Source organism: Sphingosinithalassobacter tenebrarum (genome assembly GCF_011057975.1).
Lineage (GTDB): Bacteria > Pseudomonadota > Alphaproteobacteria > Sphingomonadales > Sphingomonadaceae > Sphingomonas > Sphingomonas tenebrarum.
Map to the genome: position 1 here is coordinate 1400235 of NZ_CP049109.1, position 20015 is coordinate 1420249.

A 20015-nucleotide genomic window follows, 5' to 3' on the forward strand; every position below is an offset into this window, starting at 1 on the left:
GATAAACCTCCGCAACCTATAGAGATTGCGAACGCTGTCGTTCCGCGCGCGCCGGAGCAGGCGAAGAGGGAGTTGAGCATGAGTGTCAAGGTGATCGCCGAGGTTGGCTGCAACCACAAGGGCGACATGGAAATCGCGAAGGAAATGATCCGTGTCGCGGCGATCTATGCCAAGGCGGACGTCGTCAAGTTCCAGAAGCGGAACAATCGCGAACTTCTTACCGAAGCGCAGTATAACGCGCCGCACCCCAATCCGGTCAATTCCTATGGCGACACCTATGGCGCCCATCGCGAGTATCTGGAATTCTCGGTCGATCAGCACCGCGAGCTGATGGAGGAGTGCGAAAAGAACGGGATCGAATATTCGACTTCGACCTGGGACGTCACGTCCGCGCGCGAAATCGCCTCGCTCAAGCCGTCTCTGATCAAGGTGCCGTCGGCCTGCAACCTCCATTTCGAAATGCTCGAAGTGCTTGCCGACGAATATGAAGGCGAAGTCCACCTCTCGCTCGGCATGACGACCAAGGAAGAGGAAGAGAAGATCGTCCAGTTCTTCGTCGACAAGGGGCGTGCCAAGGAACTGGTCCTCTATGCCTGCACCTCGGGCTATCCGGTGGCGTTCGACGAGCTGTGCCTGCTCGAAATCACCCGCCTGAAGGAAAAATTCGGCGACACGGTGAAGTCGATCGCCTTTTCGGGCCATCATCTCGGCATCGCCGCCGATATGGCGGCGATCGCGCTCGGCGCGAGCTGGGTGGAGCGTCATTTCACGCTCGACCGTACCTGGAAGGGAACCGATCACGCTGCCTCGCTCGAACCCGATGGCCTGCGCCGCCTGTGCCGCGATGCCAAGGCCGTGTCGAACTCGCTTACCTACAAGCAGGACGATATCCTCGAGATCGAGAAGGCGCAGCGCGACAAGCTGAAATGGCGCCCCAAGCCCAAGGCGGCGAGCGCGGCCTGATTTTCTTTCGCCGACGCGGCATCGGCGCCGTCCGCGCGTGCGGATGGCGTCGATGATCGGCACGGCTTCACGACGATTGGGCTTGCGACGGCGATGCGCCTGACCTTTCTGGCGGACAATTCGACATCGCCCAATTGGGGATGCCGGGCCACCAGCTTCGCATTGCGGGAATTGCTTTCGACGCGGCATGAAATTGTCGCGACGATCGATCGTGCGCTGCTGAGCGCACCGTTCACGTCCGATGCGCGCATATCGGGCGAGGCGCATTGGAATCTCGTGCGCAGGCTCCGGCGCAAGCGGCTGCGCGCTCTGCCGCTGGTGGGGCCGGCGGCATTCGGCGCGATCGACGCGATCGGCGCCTTTCACGCGCCGTCCCACGATATTGCCGCCGATGCCGAACTGTTGTGGGAGAAGCGCGATGTCTCGCCCAAGGCGTCGCGCATCGTCGCCGCGCTTGATCCGTGCGACGCCGTAGTGGTCAATGCGGAAGGGGAGACGATCTTCTCCACGCCGGAACGCCCCACCTTGCTTCAGACGCTGGCGATCTGCGCGCTGGCGAAGCGGATGGGCAAGCGCGTCTACTGGCTCAACGGCATGGTTTCGGGGGGACCGGACGGCGGCATTAACCAGACGACGCTGGCCGCTTTCCGCGCGGTTATGGCGGATGCGACCTTCTCGGTGCGCGATCCCCGCTCCGCCGATCTGGCAGCGGAGATCCTGCCCGAGTTCGAAACGCCCTATTATCCCGACGCGCTGTTCGGATGGTCGCATCATTTCGCCGACATCGCCACGGCGCCCTATGACGCTTCGCGGCTGCGCGCCTGGTTCGATCGCACCGGCACGGCCATGCCCGCATCCGTCCGCGCGCCCTATATGATCCTGTCGGGCAGTTCGCTGTCGGCGCGTGACCCGGCGCGGGCGGCGGACTGCTACACGGCACTGGCGCAGGCGTTACGCGTGCTGGGGGTGCCGATCCTGCTGGTCGAAACCTGTATCGGCGACGTGTTCCTGCGCGATGTCGCGAAGCGCACCGGGCTGCCGCTGGTCGACGTGAACGCGCCGATCATGGCGGGCGCCGCGCTGATGGCCAATGCGCGACTGTTCGTCAGCGGGCGCTGGCATCCGGGCATCATGGCCGCTCTGGGTGGCACGCCGTCGGTGTTCATGGGATCGAATTCGCACAAGACCTTCAGCCTCCAGACAATGCTCGGCTATGCCGATCCGGTCGAGTATGACGCCTTTCCCTCCGATGCCGATATTGCGGGCATCGTTGCACGCTCGCGGCAATGGCTGGAGCACGGTACGGCGATGCGCGGGGAAATCGCCGGGACCGCAGCGAGGCTGGCGGAAAAGGTCCCCGGACTGCTTTCGCGCTTCGAAACGGCTTGACCATGCGCGCGGCGATGTGCAGCCCGATTGCGAACGTCTGGCCGGGTTGGGGGCCACAGGGGCAGGAATGACAGCAGCGAAACGTCCGGCACGGGTGGCCGCCGCGCCCGAAGTGATCCGCAACGGACTGATGGTGATCGGGCCCGATCGTCCGCGGCTGATCGCCTCGGCGCTGCTGGCGCTGCTTGTCGGCATCGTCGAGACCGGCATTCTCTACATCATCGCAGCGATCGCGATCGCCATGTCGGGCGGTGGCGCGGTCCGGCTCGGTCCCGCCGGCATGGGATTTGAGGTATCGATCGCCACTGCCTGTCATATCGGCTTGGCGGTTGTGGTGGTGCTGCTCGCGCTGTCCTTTCCGCTGGCGAAGCTGCTCGCCTCGCTCAGCTCGCGGGCGATGGTGCGGCTGCGCGGGCGGATGCTGCGCGCCTATCTGTCGGCCTCGCTGCACTATCGCGACACGCATCGCGAAGGGCTGCTGCAGCAGCTGATCGGCGAATATGCGATGCGTGCGGAAAATTCGGTGCAGCAGCTCGCGCTTGCACTGGTTACCATCTGCATGTTCGCGGCGGTGCTGGCCGGGGCGATCATCAGTTCGCCGGTAATCGCATTGGGCATGGTCGGCGGGCTGGCGCTCTGCGGCGCGCTGCTGTTCCCGATCATCCGCCGGATGCGGCAGGATGCGACCAAGCCGATCCTCACCAATCGCGAAGTGGTCGGGCGCGTGGCGCAGGCGACGCGCACCTCTCAGGAAATATCCGCCTTCCACGTCGCCCGCCCGGTGATCGACATGCTGGCACGCGACATCGCCATTGCCGCCGAGGCGATGCGCAAGCTGCGGTTCGAAGGCCGACTCGTCCCCAGTCTTTTTCAATATGGCGCGATCGGCATCGTCCTGTTGCTGGTGCTCGTTCTTTCCGGTTCGGGCACGGGGCATCTGGAGGGGCTGGCGCCGCTTGCACTGTTGCTGGTGCGTGCGCTGACCTATGTGCGGCAACTGCAGCGCGCGATGCATGTCGCGCGCGAAATGGCGCCCTATATCACGTCGATCGAAGAAGAAGTCAGCGCGCTTGAAGAAAATGCCTGGCCCGAGGGCGATCGCGAAATTGCCGACTTCCGCGAACTGCGCTTCGATCATGTCGATTATGCCTACAAGCCCGGCGAGCGCGTGCTGAAGGATGTGAGCTTCGCCATCCGCCAGGGCGAGATGGTGGGCATCGTCGGCCCCTCGGGCAGCGGGAAGAGCACGCTGAGCGGGCTTATCCTGCGCCTGCGCAGCGCCGCTTCGGGAACGATCGCCGTCGATGATGTGCCGCTCGAGCGCGCGACGGCGGAAAGCTGGGCGCGACTGTCGGCTTTCGTGCCGCAGGACAGCCATCTGATCTACGGCACTGTCTATCAGAATATTCGCTTCTTCCGCGACGGATATGATGACGAGACGGTGATCGCCGCCGCCAAAGGGGCGCATCTGCATGACGAGATCATGCGGCTTCCCGAAGGCTATGACACGCTGATCGGGCCGGGTGCGCGCGGGCTTTCGGGCGGTCAGCGTCAGCGTCTCGCCATTGCGCGCGCGCTGCTCGCCCGGCCGAAGTTGATCGTGATGGACGAGCCGACCAGCGCGCTCGACAGGAATTCCGAACTGATGGTCGGCCAGACGCTGGAAGAACTGAAAGGGCATACGACGATCGTGCTGATCGCGCATCGCCCGGCGACGCTCGGCATCTGCGACCGAATCTTCCGCGTCGAGCACGGCGTGCTTACCGAAACTCCGGTGTCGCAGCATGTCGCCTGAGCCAATGGGCGGGAGCGCCGGATGAAGACCACCCCGGCAAGGCCGCTTGCCTTTCTGCCCGTCATCACCAAGGCGCGCGAGCTCGACGCGCGCGTGCTGCTGGCGATCAAGCTGGTCGACAGGGGCTTTCGCGTCGTGCTGGGCAGCAACAGCTACGTCAATTATCGCGCTTTCTATGCGCGCAACGGCGTCTATTTCAGCCCGCTGCTGGTGCCGGCGGTGGAAAGGCGGTTTCATGCGTTGCGCGCGCGCGGCCACCGGATCATCGCCTGGGACGAGGAAGGGTTGGTCTATCCCGATCCCGACTGGTATTTCGCCAATCGCGTCAGCGGCGCATCGGCGCGTCTTGCCGATGCGCTGATCGGCTGGGGGCGTATCCCGGCCGACGACCTGGCTGCGACGCTGCCCGAGGACGCGCCACCGATCCATCCGCTGGGAAATGGGCGTATCGATCTGCTGCGCCCGCCCTATCGGGCGCTATACGATGCCGAGGGCGCGCAGTTGCGCAAACGCTTCGGCCGCTATGTGCTGGTGAACACGAATTTCGACATGGTGAACCATGCCGACGGCCCGGGCGGGTTTCGCCGCCGCATGCTCGAAAGCGGCCGCATCTCGGGCCCGCGCGACGAAGCGAAATTCGCCGACTGGGCGGTGTTTCGTCAGGCGATGTACGATGCCTTTCTGGAGGGGATACCGCGCCTTCACGATGCGCTGAGCGATGTGGCGCTGGTGCTGCGCCCGCATCCGAGCGAAAGCCCGGAGCCGTATCGCGCGCTGGCCGCGCGGCTGCCCCGGCTGATGGTGGAGCCGCCCAAGGGGCCGGTGCTGCCCTGGATCGTCGGCGCAGAAGCCATCGTCCACAACAGCTGCACCACCGCGGTCGAGGCGTTTCTGCTCGACGTGCCGTCGGTCGCCTATCAGCCCGATGATGTGGCCGCGGCAATGGATTCGCCGCTTCCCAATCTGCTCAGCCGGGTCGGTGCCGACTGGGATGCGGTCGCCAATCTGCTGCGCGGCATTCTGGAAACCGGTGGGAAGGACTGGATGGCGCCGCGGCAATGGGAACAGGCCGTGGCGCATATCGGCGGACTGGAAGGCGATGCCTCGGTCGATGCGCTTGCCGATCTTGCGGCGCGAATGGTGCAGGGTGGCGGCGCGCCCGAACTGAACGGTCCGGGTTTCGTGCGGCGCGTGCGCCGCGAAATCGGCATTGCAGCGCGGCGTTTCGGCTTTCTCGACGGCAAGGTTCAGGACGACAAGCGTCGTTTCGGCGGACTCGATCGCGACGAGCTGCGCGATCTGGTCGCGCGGTTGCGGATTGCGGGCGATGCGACGATCGCCGTCGATCAGATCGACCCCGATGTATTCCTGCTGGAGGCGGCGCAGTGACGACACTCAAGGTTCTTCACATCGCCTCGCACGAAATCAATGTCGGCGACGGCGCGCTGAACGCAGCGATTCAGGCGAGCGTTGCGGCACAGCATGGCGGCCCGGTCGATTTTACGCTGGAAGATGTCGCGGTGTTCCGGCGCGAACTGAGCGCCGAAGACGTCGCGCCCTATGATCTCGTCATTGTCGGCGGCGGCGGCGGGATTTCGAACGGACCGTTCGCCGCGCGAACCGGCACGCCGATGCCGATGGGCCTGAAGGAATATCGCAGCGCGAAGACGCCCTTCGCCTTCACTGCGCTGGGCCATAACATCTTTGCCGGAGAACGCCTCGTCCATGCCGAGGCACTGGCGAAGCTGCTTGCGACGGTGCGGGAAAAGGGGGACCAGTTCGCGGTTCGCAACGATGGGTCGCTGGCGCGGATGCAGCGTGATCTGGGCGAAGCGGCAGCGGGGATCGTCGAGATTCCCGATCCCGGTTTCTTCGTCGCCGCCGATGCCGAGCGTCCGCCGGAAGCGAGCGCGCGGCCCTATGCCCTGATCCAGGTTGCCGGCGATTCGATCAATCGCCGCATGCCGGTCAGCCGAGTCAGCCGCCTGGTCGGCCGGTTGCGTGCCTCCGAACCGGTTACGCCGCTCAATGCGGCCATTGCCGATCTCGCCATGCATCTCTGGCGGCAGCACGGCCTCGATATTCTGCTGGCGCCGCATATCCCCCACGATGTACCGATCTGCGCCGCGATCATGCGGATGCTCTATGCGCGTGCGGGCAAGGCGGCGCTGCATCGCCCCTTTCGGGTCGGCGGGACGCCGCATCCCGTCCATGCGCGTCGTTTCTTCGCGGGTTATGCCAATGCGGAACTGATTGTCGGGATGCGCGGTCATGCCGTGATCTGCGGCGTGGGGCTCGGCCGGCCGACGATCGCTCTTTCCAGCCATCCCAAGGTGGTCGGATTCATGGAGGCATGCGATCTCGCGGACTGGTCGGTGCCGCTCGACGCGCAATCGGGTCCGGCGCTGATCGCGCGAAGCGACGCATTGATCGGCAACGCGCAGCCTTATTTCGACCGCCGTAACCCGGCGACGGCGGATTTTCGGCGGCGGTTCGACGATTTCATCGGCGCGGCTGTCACGCGCGCCAAGATGTGCGGGGCTGCGTGAGCGAGGGCGGCCTCAGTTTCGCGCTGGTCGGCACCGGCGGTTCCTCCGGGCGAACCCTCGCGGCGGTCGAGCGCAGCATCCGCGAGCGACGTCCCGATGCACGGTTCCTGTTCGTCGATACCCAGCCGTTCAATCTGCGCACGCGCGGCACCACACGCTATGACGGCGGCGGCGATGTCGTTCTCGTCAGCCCCGAGGATTGCGGCATCAGGAGTCGCACCGGCAGCCAGACCACCAATTTGCTGCTCAGCGGCGGCCCGATAGCCTATGCCCGGCTGGTGAACCGGATGGCGACGCTGCTGGGCCGTCGCCACGACGCGCTGATACTGTGCCATGACCGCATGTATGCGGAGACCGGACTGGTCCGGGCGGCGCATCGCCTGGGAACGCCGACGGCACTGCTTCAGGAAGGGCCGTTCTGCGCGATCGGACATGGACGGCCGCAGAACCGGACCCTGCGGTTGAAGGCTGCGCTGGCGCCGGTCGTCAATTTCGGCGGGCTGATCCCGCCTATCCCCGATTATGGCTGTGCCGGACACGACAAGGTGCTGGCCGCCTCGTCCGCCTATCGCGACAAATGGATCGCTGCGGGCGTTTCCGCCGAAAAAATCGATGTGGTCGGCATACCGCGCTACGATGCGCTTGCCGCATTGCGACTGTCGCCTGATCCGCTGCCGGAAGGCCGACCGCTGCGGCTGCTCTATCTGGTTCAGCCCTTTGCCGCGCACGGCAAGGTCGATGCGGCTGCTGCGGAGCGGTTGCAGCAGGTATTCGCCGAGGGGCTCAATCGGGTCGTCGGCGACGTTCCCTTCGAATTGACCATCCGTGCGCATCCCCGGTCCGGGCGCGATGATGTGGCGACTCTGGCGGCGCAACTGACGATGCCCGTGATACGCGACGCGGGCGACGCGCCGCTGGAAGCGGTGCTGGAGCACACCGATGTCGTCATCGGGCACTATTCCAGCGGCCTGCTCGAAACGCTCCTGCTCGGACGACGGATTCTGTGCCTGCCGGTACCGGCCGACGCATTCGCCGAACGGTCCGAGGCGGACAAGCAGCTCTGGATGTCCGGGCTGGGCGCGCCCGTCGCCCGCACGCCCGGGGAAGTCGAGATTGCGTTGCGCCGCCTGTCGAACGGTGAAGGCGGGGCGGTGTCGACCGAAAAACTCTCTGAAGAAGCGGGGCTGGTGGATGGCCAAGCCGCCGCGCGATGCGCCCAGTCGATCCTCGAACTCGCCGGTCTGAAGGCCTAGCGGCGGCGCGACCGCGTATCGAGCAACGCTTCCCAGACATCGAGGCACCAGCGCAGAAACTGCACGAAGATCAGCAGCACGAACAAGCACAGCACGGAAAGCCGAAACTTCACGATGTCTCGGCCGCAATGCGTTCTTTGAGAGTCATCGGCCGTCTCTTTTATTCTTGATCGCCGGCCCGAACAGGTTCGCGTCCCGGGGGCCGCGTGAAACCGAGCTGAAAACCGGCGCCGTAGAATTTGTGGTTACGGGCACGAAATAGACATGCCATGTCGGGGCAGCGGCGTCCGCTGCAAAGCGCTGCGGCCCCAAAATGAAAAATGCTGCGTTGCAAAATGGCAACGCACATCGATGCGCCCTGTCGCGGAGGTCAGGCGGGTCGGTGCATCGCCGCGGTCGCCAGCGTCGCGTCGAACTGGCTGCTCAGGATGCGCACGCAGGTTTCCCAGGCATAGTCCCGGCGCACGGCCTGGGCCGACTTCAGTCCGGCGGTGCGGAGTGCGACCGGCGACTGTTCCTCCAGCCAATCCGCCGCTCTGGTCACCGGATCGGTGGCGCGCAGGATCTTGCCGGTCTTTCCCGAGAGCATCGAGACGACCCCGGGAATATCATAGACGATGGGGACGACGCCCGAAGCGAGCGCTTCGAGAACGATCAGCGGGAAGGTGTCGAGCGTCGAGAGATGAACGAGAACGTCGCTCTCTCGCAGCAGCGATGCGATCGCGTCTTCGGACTGCCATCCCTCGAACGTCACGCAGTCTTCCAGCGCATCATTTTCGATTTGCCTGTTCAGCCGGCGAAGAACCCCGGAATCGCCGCGTCCGACGAGCCGCGCGGAGAAGGGTATTTCCCGCCGTTTCAATTCGGCGCAAAGGTCAAGAAACCGGAAGCTTCCCTTCTGCTCCGACAGGCGGCTGGCATGCATCAGGCGCAGGACCTGGCCGTGGGTTGGCTGCGGGAGATCCGTCTCGAGGATGCTGCCGGGGAGGAAGGTGCGAATTGCGCGCTGCGGAATCTTTTCGGGCAATGCGACTTCGCGGTCATGGTCGGGATAGAGCATGGCAAAACCGTCGGCCTGCTCCAGTATCTTCTTCGAAAACGCCCGGAAGAGTCCATAGCGTTGCGTACGGCTCGCCCGCCCCAGATGCGGCGTGACGAGCAGCGGCAAACCAAGCGACCGGATATGCGGGATGAAGAACAGGTCGGGCAGGTTGCTGTACTGGAACCAGACCAGATCGAGACCGTCCTTCTTGAGCCGCGAAAGATCGCGAAAGCTCTCCACGTATCTTCGTGCGCCGGCGGGGCGTATATACGCTGAATTGGCGGGAAGCGGGATCGCTTCCCATTCCCGGCAATATCGGTTGATGGCCATCGCGGCGCGTTCGCAAAAGGCTTCGAGGCCTCCGCAATAGTGAGGCGAACCACCCAGAATGCAAACGCGCTTCATCGGGCGCATTCCATGAAAGGGAGAACTTTCCAGAAAGCGAGTTTCGATCGCAGCCGCCGGGAACGGATCGCCGACTGCGCCACAGACTCCTTAGATTGCTTCTCCCAATTCGGATAGCGGAATTTTTCGTTTCTTCCGAACGTGTTCCGCTGTGGTCTCCGACGCGCTTCGACCCCCAGGCCCAAACACCCAACTACAGCCAATCCAAGCCTCGCCCAGAAAAGAAAGTCGCATTTCTTCAAATAAGTCATACCGTTGAACGGGAATTTTCCCTGTGCAACCTGTTTTCAAACGAATTGATACAGATTGCGATTCAAACGGAAATGGCGGAAAAAGGAAACCGCAATTTGGGGGCGGGGTTTCCTTGGTGATCGCGCAGAGCATAGGCCGGCGGAATCGTTCCGGCGATGTTGCGGCCTGCCCCGCAGCAAGCGCGTATCATCCGGGGGCGGCGTTGTTGCGGATATGCGCAATCTGTTTTCCGGTTGTCCTTTAAAAGTCCGCGGATCGTCATGGTGCAGGTGAAGAAGGATTTCTGGCTCCCCGTCCTGATCGACGCGCCGGTCGCGGAGGTGATCGGACGCACGTCGCTCGACGGACTGACGGTCCACGCTTTCCCGGAACGCGACCCGCTCTGCTATTCGGCCGATCCCTTCGCGCTGCCGCATGAGGACGGGCTGTGCGTTTTCGTCGAGCATTTCGACTATCGAACCGCGAAGGGCGTGATCGACCTGATCCGCCTCGACGACCGCTATCGCATCGTCGAGCGCCGGACTGTCCTTGAGGAAAGCTGGCACCTGTCCTACCCCTTTATATTCTATGCCGAGGGCGCGCACTGGATGCTGCCCGAGGCGGCGGATTCGGGAACCCTGAACCTCTATCGCGCGGCTCGGTTCCCCTATGGCTGGGAAATCGCGGCAAGGATCCGGCTCGATCCGGCGCCTATCGACGCGACGCCCTTTTTCCACGAGGGGCTCTGGTGGATCGCCTATGCACCCGCGCTTTCCCCTAGCGAGAGGTTGTCGCAACTCTTCTTCGCGTTCGCCGAACGGCTGACCGGACCCTGGACGGAGCACCCCGCCAATCCCGTGCGTTGCGGCGCCGACGGCGCCCGACCGGGAGGCACGCCGATCACAATCGATGGACGGTTGCATCTGCCGGTTCAGGATTGTTCGCGCACCTATGGCGGCGCAGTGCGCCTGCTGCGGATCGATACGCTCGGCCCGGACCGGATCGAGACGGAAATCGGTCCGCCACTGGCACTGTTCCCGGAAATGGCGCCCCATATCGACGGATGCCACACCCTGGCGGCGGTCGGTGATGTCACGCTGATGGACTTCAAGCGCCGGCGCATTTCGCTGTCGGCGCTGTGGCAGCGGCCGCGGCGTGAGCTGGCCCGGCTGATCGGCGGCGGCCAGGGAAGCGGAGCCTAGTCGGCTGGTCCGGTCGGGGCGGGCATCGCCGCCAGACGGCTGGTCAGTTCCGCGGCCGACGCGGCCGTCGGCACCGGGTTGGATGGCCAGCGAGACAGGGTGCGGGCCATTGCGCGCAGGCCGAACATCCCCGGGATAAAAACGCTGCGATCGAACCGACCAAGATCGAGTAACCCGGTCGAAACGGCGGCCAGATAGGCGCGATAGCCATGCTCGCCGGCATGTACCATCAGTCCCCGATCATCGGGATTGAGGGCGATCGTCGGGACCTGCTTCAGGTCCTGTGCGAGCCGGGGCCGGTCCTCGCGCGGGTGCGGCAGATAGACGAGCGGCACGGCGGAGGCCGCCGCGAGCTTCCGCAGCGACTTCACGAATCGTTTCCGCCCGAGGATGCGGTCCTCGACCAGTGGCGATCCGATCAGCAGCACGGCATCATGCCATGTTTTCGGCCGGGCAGGGGGAACAAGCATGAGGCCGCCCGCGGCAAAGCGATCGCGGACCGTCACGGTTCCGCGGTCGATGCGGCGGCGCGTGATGTTGCGGGGGTAAAAACCACACAGCGCCTGAACCACGCCACGCGCCGCGTACCAGGCATCACCGGTCAGGTCGACATAGTGGGAAAGTCCGTCCTCCCACAGTTCCGCGTCGCGAATCTGCGGCAGATCGAGCAGGAACCGTTCGAGCGGTTCGCCTTCCAGAAAGAGGATCAACCGCGAGATGCCAAGCCGCGTCACCAGGTCCGCCACGCCGGGATAATAGCCGCGGTTGAAATGTCGCGCTTCGAGAAAGCCGCGCGGGGACTTTCCGGGCAGTTTTTCGCGGCCGAGAAAGACCGTGCGGTCGGGAAAGGCCCGTTGCAGCGGTTCGGCCAGCGCCGGATCGCGATAAAGGACCAGGTCGGGCGCGGCCCGATTGTCGATCAGGAAGCGGAGATGGAGCAGCGAACGTGGCAGCGCCGCGGTCTTCCCGGCTGCCTCAGTGGTCACCGGCCTGCTTCGCCTCGATCATGTCGGCGAGCAACCGGATCGCGCCCCTGCCGCCATCGGCATCGAGCACGATATCGGCCGCATCGAGCGCGGAGCGATGCGCGTCGCGCGGCGCGACGGCGGTGCCGACGAATGTCATGCATTCGACGTCGTTACGATCGTTGCCCACGAAAATCGCGTTTTTCGGATCGATCCCGCGATCGGCGAACCAGTCACGCGCGAGCGCAAGCTTGTTGTCGATGCCGTGGTGATGTTCCAGCCGCAATTTGCGGCACCGCGCGGCGACAACCGAATTCTGTTCCTTGGAGATCACCACCATCGGAATGTCCAGGCCGCGCAGCCGCTCTATCCCCATCCCGTCACGGCGGGAACAGACGACGCTTTCCTCGCCGGTTTCGCTGACGAAGACGCGATCGTCGGTGAAGACGCCGTCGAAATCCATCATGATCGCCGAAGGCCGCGCCGGAAGTGCCGCCTCGCGACTGCGGCGCAAGCGGCCGAACCGTTCCTCGGCGACCCGGAAATCCTCCGGCTCGTCGATTTCCAGTCGGCGTTCGGGTGGCGTCTCATGCAGCACCGTCTTGCCGAAGAACCGGTGTTTCACTTCGCGAAACCGCGCGGTGCGCATTGCATAGACGGCGCCGGTCTCGACGAATTCGGGGGTGCGTTGCTGCCGCATCAACCGGAACGACTTGTCGTGGTTGACTGCGATCGCTTCGCCTTCGGCGTCATTCTGCCAAAGGAAATAGTGGAATGCGGTGACGGCCAGCGCCGTGTCGGCGTCCGCATCGATCAGCTTGCCGATCGTTCCGTCCAGATCCTCGGCGGCAGTAAGCGGCGACGTGCACTGAATCATTACTGTGATTTCGGGCGAATAGCCTTCGTTCGATTCAAGTTCGCCCAGAACATGCAGCACCGCGTCTTCCGACTTCGCCATGTCTCCGGCGAGGTCGGCGGGACGCCAGACGATTTCGGCGCCGGCATCGCGCGCCGCCGCCGCGATTTCGGCATCGTCCGTCGAAACCACAACGCGCGAGATCAGGGAAGACTCGCGCGCTGCAAGAATCGTGTGCGCGATCAATGGCTTGCCGGCGAGCGGAAGCACGTTTTTGCGCGGCACGCCTTTCGAGCCGCCACGAGCGGGGATTACCGCGAGTATCTGTCTGTCGGCGTGAATCCCGGCCATCGTGCGGCTGCTTAGCCTTGCCGTCCGCCGGTGTCGAGTATTGTCCCGAACCGTCACGAACAGACCGGAAAACCAGTTGACCTCGGGCGGGGGTAGCTTAGGGTAAATTACTGATGTCAGCGCTTCTACACGCTGCGGCTTCCCTTGCGCGGAACCTGCGGAGCATCGTAGGGGCGGCGTCGGTTACTCTTGGCGTTAATTCGGGGGCGGGTGGTGATCTTTTCAGCGGACCGGGCGGTTGGCCGCGCAGTCGTTTCTCTTGCGCTCCTGGCCGCGGCGCTTTCGGGCTGTGCGTCGAGCAATGCCGTCAGTCGGGGTGAAACCACCGCCGCGGTTGCCACCCAGGCGCTGCCGGAGCCGGATTTGCGCGTCATCAGCGGGCGTGCCCAGGAAGCCTATTATATCGGCACGTCCGACAAGCTCGACATCACGGTTGTCGACCTTCCCGAACTGACCAAGGAAACGATGGTCGATCCGTCCGGGGCGATCAATCTGCCCTATGTCGGCCGCGTGATGGTGGCCGGCCACACCCCTGAGGAAGTGCGCGGCGAAATCCGCCAGCGGCTGGGCAGCTCGGTGATGGTCGATCCCGATGTTACCGTCGCGGTGAGCGAGGCCGTCAGTCAGACGGTGACGATCGAAGGCGCCGTGTCGCGGCCGGGCATCTACCCGATCGCCGGTGAATCCTCGCTGTTACGTGCGATGGCGATGGCACGCGGAGCCAATGCCGTGGCGAACGAGCGGCTGGTGGTCGTGTTTCGCACGATCGACGGGCAGCGCATGGCCGCGGCTTTCGACCTGCATCGCATCCGCGAGGGTACGATGGAGGATCCCGCCATTTTCGGCCATGACGTGATCGTGGTCGAACGTTCACGCGGCAAGGTGCTGCTGCGCGACATCATCGGCACGCTGCCGATCGTCGGCGCCTTCACGCGCATCGATCGCATCGTCGACTGACGGCGGGCGCAACATGTTTTCCTTCTTTCTCCTTCGGAGATGAGTGCGTTGAATACCCAGCAGAAGTTTGGTGCTTCCGATGAGAATCCCCGCGGCGGCGCCATGTCCGGTGCTGCGCAGGAGCAAGACGCATGGGATGACAGCGGCGCCTCATTGCGCCGTTTCTACAATATCCTCGTCCGCCGCAGGATCCTGATCGTCGCATGCACGATCGGCGCGCTGCTGATCGCGCTGGTGATCACGTTGCTGAGCGAGCCGGTCTATGTCGCCCGCACGACGTTCGAAGTGCAGCGCGACGCGCCGCGCATCGGCGTCGACGCCACCGAAACGGACACCAGCGGCAGTGACGAGCAGTTCCTCCAGACGCAGTTTGCGCTGCTGAAAAGCCGCTTTCTCGCCGCGGGCGTGGTGAAACGCCTCAATCTCGACAGCAATGCCGACTTCATGGGCGAAGTCGCGCCGGTGGCGGGCGATGACGCCAAGGCGATTGCGGCGCAGCGCCAGCGGCGGGTCGAGGCCGCCACCAGCATGGTGCAGCAGGGGATCGAAGTGGAGCCGTACAGCAGCTCTTCGGTCATCCAGCTTTCCTTTTCCAGCCAGGACCCGCGGCTCGCGGCGACCATCGCCAATGCCGCAGTGGCCGAATTCACCGAGAGCAGCGTCCAGCGGCGTTTCGCTGCATCGAGCTATACGCGCACCTTTGTCGGGCAACGGTTGAGTGAGCTTAAGGAACGGCTTGAGGAATCGGAGCGCGAACTGATCGAATACGCCAATGAAAACGGCATTCTGTCGGTCACGAATATCGGCGGCGAGGGCGGGGGCCAGTCTCTCGATTCGGCGGCGATGATTTCGATGAACGAAAAGCTGGCGACGGCGCGCGCGGCGAAGATCCTGGCCGAAGAGCGCTGGCGGATGGCGCAGTCGGCCGGCGGCCAGGCAATGGCCGAGATCAGCGAGGATCCCCAGTTCATTGCCCTGTCGCAGCGGCTTGAGGCGCTGCAGAGCGAGTATCAGCAGAAGCGCTCGACCTTCCGGCCCGAATATCCGCCGATGCGCCAGCTCGCATCGCAAATCGCCAGTGTAGAGGAACAGCTGGCGGGGCTTCGCCGGCAGAAGGTCGCCGAACTGCGCGCGACCTATCAGCTCGCGGTGCGCGACGAACAGGCGCTGACCGAGGAATTCAATCAGATGAAGACCTCGATGTTCGACCTCCAGAATCGCGGTGTGCGCTATGCGATCCTGCAGCGCGAGGTCGACACCAATCGTGCCCTCTATGAAGCGCTGCTCCAGCGCTACAAGGAAATCGGCGTTGCCGGCGGCGCAGGCGCGAACAGCGTGTCGGTGGTCGATCGCGCGCGCGTTCCGGGTTCCCCGTCCAGCCCGATTCTGTGGCTCAATCTGTTCCTGGCCGCGGTAGCCGGTGTCGCCATCGGCGTGGGTGCGGCCTTCGTGATCGAACTTGCCGACGACACGGTGAAGACGCCCGAGGACGTACAGGAGAAGCTGCATCTGCCGCTGCTCGGCGTCACGCCGGCAGTCGAAGGCAATGTCGACGAGGCGCTCGGCGAACGCCGTTCGGGCATTGCCGAAGCCTATCAGTCGATCCAGACGGCGATGCAGCTGGCGACGCCCGGCGGCCTACCGCGCAGCCTGCTGCTGACGTCCACCGACATGGGCGAGGGCAAGTCGACGACGGCGGCGGCGCTGGTTCGCGGCATGGCCGAGCGCGGCAAGCGCGTGCTGCTGGTCGATGCCGATCTGCGGCGCCCGACCCTGCATCGCCGCTTTTCCAAGCCGAACACGCTGGGTCTCGCCAATGTGCTTGCCGATGGCGCGCCCGCATCCGAAGCGATCATTTCGCTCGAGGACGAAGGCTTCGACATTCTGTGTTCGGGCCCGATCCCGCCCAACCCGGCACAGCTGCTTTCGGTCCGTCTCGCCGAGTTCCTCGATACGGTGCTGCCGCATTACGACATCGTCGTGCTCGACGGTCCGCCCGTGCTAGGCCTGTCGGACGCGCCGTTGATGGCCGACGTCGCCCAGGCGACCGCGCTGGTCGTCGAGGCGGGCCGCACGCGTCGCGTCGGCATCCGCAACGCGCTGCGCCGCCTGTCGGACGCCCGCGGCATGCTGATCGGCATCGTGCTGACCAAATATGACGCCCGCAGCTCGGGCTACGGCTACAAATACGATTCCTATTATTACAGCTACGGCCAGGGGCACACGCAAGGCTGATCCGCGCTGCCCGGCAGGGCAGGGCGATCAGCCGGCGAGCAGTTGCGCGTAGATCCCGTCGATCTGCGCGTTCATCCGGTCCGCCGTGAAATCGCGCAGAAACCGCTCGCGCCCGGCTCTGCCCATCCGTGCCAGCGTTTCGCGATCCAGTTCGCGCAGGATTTCGGCAAGTCGCGCCGGATCGTCAGCGGGGAACAGCCGGCCGGTCACGCCCTCCTCGACCAGTTCGGGCAGGGCATCGACATCGCTGGCGATCACCGCCAGTCCCTGTCGCATCGCTTCGGCTGCGACCAGCCCGAAACCCTCCCAGCGCGAGGGCACGACCATCGCGTCCGCCTCCGCCAGAAACGCCGCCACGGTCTCGCGGGTAAGCCAGCCGTGGCGAACGATATTGGGCGACTGTCGATCGCTGCGATCCGGGCCGATCGCGTCGAGCCGGACCGGCGCGTCCGCAATCCGCGCCATCGCCGCGCACAGCGTATCAAAACCTTTCTGGTCGTCGTCGCGCCCGACAAACACCAGTCGCACCTCCGGCTCGGTCGCGTCGCGCGGAGCGGTCGGTGCGTGCGGCGGCTGGTCGGCAATCCCGTTATAGACGAGCGTCAGCCGGTCCCGCGCGATTCCGCGCTTGCATGCGCTTTCCAGTTCGAACCGGGAAATGCAGAGAATGCGATCGGCCAGGCCGGCCAGCATCCGCTCGGTCCGGGCATATAGCGCGCGCTTGCGTTGCGAGACGCGCATGTTGAACGCCCAGCCATGCGAGCAATAGACGATCGGCGGACGTGGTGCCGGCCACAGGCGGTAGGAAAGCCGGACGAAGGTCCCGGCGAAGGTGCCGTGGAGATGCACGATGTCGGGCCTTTCCCGGCGGATCGCGCGGCGCGCGGCCAGCGTGAAGTCCATTAGCGCACGGGGGCTTCGCTGCGCGGTCGGGAAAGTGCGGATCGTTTCGGACGGCAGGATATCGAGATAGCCGATCTGGTCGGCAGGGGCGAGCACACGCACATTCTCCACCCCGTGCCGTGCAATCTGGTGTGGCAGAACTTCGCAGAGATGCGAAGCCGTGCCGCCCTTCAGGATCTGGGCTATATGAAGCGTCTTCACGGTAAGCGGGCTATTCGGCGACCGAAGTGATCACGAAGGAATCGAACGCCGCCACCGAGCCTTCGCCAGGCGTGCGATCCCCCACGATCCGCAACTCCTGCGCCGCACAGCGCGCGGACGCCACCGTCACGTCGAACGCGATCGTTTCCCAGTCGCCCGATTCGGAAATGTCCGGCGCGCGGCGCGCGAGGGAACGGCCCGAAGGCAGACAGTCGAGTTCGACCCGGAAATCGGATCCGTTGCGCTCGGGCCGTACGGCATAGGAAAGTCGGTAGTCGCCGGGCGGTAGCGCCAGCAGCTGACTCAGCAATGTGGTAGGCTCGCCGACATAGCTTTCGAGACGGAGCGTTTCGGACTGCGAGAGCTCCGATCGCGGCTGGCGGGTCGCGATGAAGGCCGGATTGTGCACGCTGGCCCAGCCAAAGGGAGCGTAGCGGTCGTTGCTGCCGTTAAAGCGCGCGAAATTGCCGTCGATCACGCCAATACGCGGGTCTCCCTGCGCCTGGGGATCGATGCGCCGCCACATTGCCACCACCGCATCGACATCGCCCGAGGTCAGCAGCCCTTTGACGTAGGCCTGCGGATCGACGCTCTTCGGCAGCACGCCGACTTCGTCGAGCTGTCGCAGGAAATCGACATAGACCAGGCCCTCCTCGATCGATTGCGGGTGCAGTGTCTCGAGGAAGCGGGCGCTCCATCCCGGCCTTGCGCTCAACCGCTCGAGCAGCGCGGCACGGCCGGCCGGGTCCCGATATATCTGGTGCAGGCCGAGAAAAATCGCGCTCTGATCGGCGCCAGTGCGCAACAGTGCGTCGCCGGCGCGTGCCGCGACCGCATAATCGCCGGTGGCGATTCCGCGCTCGAAAACGGTACGTTGCACTACCGGATCGCGCCAGCCGAGACCGGCTGAAAGGAAAATTGCGGCATATCCGGCGCCGGGACGGTCGCGCGCGAGCTCGGTCAGGCCGAGCACGCGCAGCGCGTCATGATTGAGCGCGTCGTTGCGTATGCCGCGAATGGCGAGATTTCGCGCGTTTTCGAAATTGCCGTCGACTCTTTCGCTTTCCGCAGCCGCGACTGCCGCTGCCGCATTGCCGGGCCAATAGGCAAGTGCGGCGTTTGCATCGCCGCGTGCCAGTGCGCTGCGCGAAAGCCCCACCTGGCCCGCAAGGCCCAGTCCGAGCAGGCACAGCGCGCCGACAACCGCCAGGCGGATCGTTTTCGGGCCGGCAGTGGCCGCTCCCTGCGCATTGCTGTCCGGGCGGCGGCGTTCGCCGGGCGCCGGGAACAGAAAGCCTGCGAACATCGCGACAGTCACGAGAAGCGCCATCGTTCGCAGCGGATAGTCCACCGCCGAATGCAGCACCGGAACCAGAATTGCGATGATCGCTCCGCGTGCGATGAACGCGCCCGGATCGCCGGCCTTGGCGCGGAGAACGGTCCAGCAGCGGCCGAGAAAGACGACGGCCAGCACCGCCGCCGACAGGATCCCGATCACGCCGGCTTCGAGGGTGAGCTCGAGAAAGTCGTTGTGCGCGTGATTCACGTAATAGCGCCCGACCAGATCGAGCGGTTCGATCGCCCGATAGGCATCGGTGAAGGTGCCGAAGCCGGCCCCGAACGGAAAATAGGAGCTCACTGCGTATAGCGACTCGGACCAGATCGCATAGCGGCTCGACCCGCTGGTCAGTGTGCTGAACCGCGATATCGCGTCGAGCACTACCGGGCTGCGTGCCAGCAGAAGGATGACGACGACGCAGGCGGCGGTCCCCGCGATAAGCAGCCGCCGCGTGAGATAGCGCTGAAACAACAGGAACATGCCGACGAACAACGCAAAGGCGAACAACGCCATGCCCGACCGCGATGCCGAGGCGAAAATGCCGGCGGCAAACAGCAGAATCAGCCCGCCATAGATCGTTTTTTCCAATACCGCCCGTCGCGGGGCAATGCGCAGCAGCACCGCTGCCGCCACCGAAGCGATCACCAGAAAATCGGCCTGGTGATTGCGGTTGCCGAACAGGCCCGAAGGCAGGCCGGGTACGGAGTCGGGAAAAAGATAGAGCGATGCGCTGCGCGTCGCCAGCTGCGCCATTCCCAGCAGCACGCTGATCACGCCGAGACCCACAAGTATCTGAAGCAGGCGGATGCGCGCCCGGCCGGGCAGCTGGATCGCGATCAGGAACATCGCGATCGCCGGGAGCAGGGCAAGCAGGCCGATCCAGCTCGCATTGGGTTGCAGTGTCAGCGGGCGCCACTCGAGGCCGCCGATGAAGCGATCGATGGCCACCGCAGGATCGCGACCGGGCAGCGCGCTCCATAGCGCGGGCGGGAGGGGGATGAACTGCAGCAACGGCGGAACCAGGAGAAGCGCGACCAGCACAGGCACCAGCGGCGAACGCCGGAAAGGGGCGCCATAGGCCAGAGCCAGAAATAGGCCGCCAAGCGCGATAAATTCGACCATCATCGCACGCAGCGGCGGGACCGCGCTGCTGGCGCCAAACAGGAACGCCGCGCCCAGGAGTGTCGCGGCGGCGGCAAGACCGACGGACTCCGATACGACGCGAGTGCGGGACATCAGGCGAGTCATGATCAGCGCTCCGAGGGGGAAATCGGGCGGTCGGGTGCGGTAAGCGGAGACGCGAAAACCGAATGCCCGGAAGCGGATCGAGATTTTCCCAGGCTCATCTGCACCAGCCCCTCACCTGCCCCGGCCCCATC

The 20015-nt window shown here is 64.8% G+C and carries 14 protein-coding genes; 9 read left to right on the forward strand and 5 right to left on the reverse strand.

All coding sequences use genetic code 11. The features are described from left to right. Positions 1-78: 78 nt before the first annotated feature. The 6 genes from G5C33_RS06890 (at position 79) to G5C33_RS06915 (ending at position 7949) form a co-directional block, all read left to right on the forward strand. On the forward strand, positions 79-963 hold the full coding sequence (locus G5C33_RS06890; RefSeq protein WP_165326538.1) for an N-acetylneuraminate synthase family protein: 885 nt from the start codon (positions 79-81) through the stop codon (positions 961-963). A 93-nt stretch (positions 964-1056) separates the two neighbouring features. Then, complete coding sequence (locus G5C33_RS06895; protein ID WP_165326539.1) at positions 1057-2352, forward strand: polysaccharide pyruvyl transferase family protein; 1296 nt, start codon at positions 1057-1059, stop codon at positions 2350-2352. Positions 2353-2419: 67 nt separating this feature from the next. After that, positions 2420-4147 (forward strand): ABC transporter ATP-binding protein, encoded by a 1728-nt coding sequence (locus G5C33_RS06900; protein WP_165326540.1) that lies wholly within the window; start codon positions 2420-2422, stop codon positions 4145-4147. Between the two features lie 21 nt (positions 4148-4168). Next, positions 4169-5536, forward strand: coding sequence for a surface carbohydrate biosynthesis protein (locus G5C33_RS06905; RefSeq protein WP_165326541.1), 1368 nt, complete (start codon positions 4169-4171; stop codon positions 5534-5536). Then, on the forward strand, positions 5533-6696 hold the full coding sequence (locus tag G5C33_RS06910) for a polysaccharide pyruvyl transferase family protein (protein WP_165326542.1): 1164 nt from the start codon (positions 5533-5535) through the stop codon (positions 6694-6696). Before G5C33_RS06905 ends, G5C33_RS06910 begins: the two co-directional genes overlap by 4 nt. Next, positions 6693-7949 (forward strand): hypothetical protein, encoded by a 1257-nt coding sequence (locus tag G5C33_RS06915; protein WP_165326543.1) that lies wholly within the window; start codon positions 6693-6695, stop codon positions 7947-7949. The genes G5C33_RS06910 and G5C33_RS06915 overlap by 4 nt, the downstream gene beginning before the upstream one ends. 370 nt (positions 7950-8319) lie before the next feature. On the opposite strand, the gene G5C33_RS06920 is transcribed toward G5C33_RS06915, so the two are convergent. Beyond that, the gene (locus G5C33_RS06920) at positions 8320-9231 is read right to left on the reverse strand and encodes a glycosyltransferase family 4 protein (RefSeq protein ID WP_165326544.1); all 912 of its coding nucleotides are present in this window, start codon (positions 9229-9231) and stop codon (positions 8320-8322) included. A 677-nt stretch (positions 9232-9908) separates the two neighbouring features. Between G5C33_RS06920 and G5C33_RS06925 the strand changes: the two genes are divergently transcribed. Next, a complete protein-coding gene (locus tag G5C33_RS06925) occupies positions 9909-10829 on the forward strand; it encodes a glucosamine inositolphosphorylceramide transferase family protein (protein WP_165326545.1) in 921 nt (306 codons plus the stop codon). On the opposite strand, the gene G5C33_RS06930 is transcribed toward G5C33_RS06925, so the two are convergent. Together G5C33_RS06930 and G5C33_RS06935 are read right to left on the reverse strand one after the other, a co-directional pair. Continuing rightward, positions 10826-11815, reverse strand: coding sequence for a hypothetical protein (locus G5C33_RS06930; RefSeq protein WP_165326546.1), 990 nt, complete (start codon positions 11813-11815; stop codon positions 10826-10828). The genes G5C33_RS06925 and G5C33_RS06930 overlap by 4 nt on opposite strands. After that, positions 11805-13001 carry an acylneuraminate cytidylyltransferase gene (locus G5C33_RS06935; RefSeq protein WP_228275219.1) on the reverse strand — a complete coding sequence of 399 codons (1197 nt, stop codon included), beginning with the start codon at positions 12999-13001 and terminating at the stop codon, positions 11805-11807. Before G5C33_RS06935 ends, G5C33_RS06930 begins: the two co-directional genes overlap by 11 nt. A 213-nt stretch (positions 13002-13214) precedes the next feature. Here G5C33_RS06935 and G5C33_RS06940 point away from each other — a divergent pair, with 213 nt between their 5' ends. Together G5C33_RS06940 and G5C33_RS06945 are read left to right on the forward strand one after the other, a co-directional pair. Beyond that, the gene (locus G5C33_RS06940) at positions 13215-13958 is read left to right on the forward strand and encodes a polysaccharide biosynthesis/export family protein (RefSeq protein WP_165326548.1); all 744 of its coding nucleotides are present in this window, start codon (positions 13215-13217) and stop codon (positions 13956-13958) included. Between the two features lie 102 nt (positions 13959-14060). Next, positions 14061-16193 (forward strand): GumC family protein, encoded by a 2133-nt coding sequence (locus tag G5C33_RS06945; RefSeq protein WP_165326549.1) that lies wholly within the window; start codon positions 14061-14063, stop codon positions 16191-16193. A gap of 27 nt (positions 16194-16220) precedes the next feature. On the opposite strand, the gene G5C33_RS06950 is transcribed toward G5C33_RS06945, so the two are convergent. Together G5C33_RS06950 and G5C33_RS06955 are read right to left on the reverse strand one after the other, a co-directional pair. Beyond that, positions 16221-17297 (reverse strand): glycosyltransferase, encoded by a 1077-nt coding sequence (locus G5C33_RS06950; RefSeq protein WP_165326550.1) that lies wholly within the window; start codon positions 17295-17297, stop codon positions 16221-16223. A gap of 10 nt (positions 17298-17307) precedes the next feature. Beyond that, positions 17308-19872, reverse strand: a complete 2565-nt coding sequence (locus tag G5C33_RS06955) for an O-antigen ligase family protein (protein WP_165326551.1) — start codon at positions 19870-19872, stop codon at positions 17308-17310. Between the last annotated feature and the right edge of the window lie 143 nt (positions 19873-20015).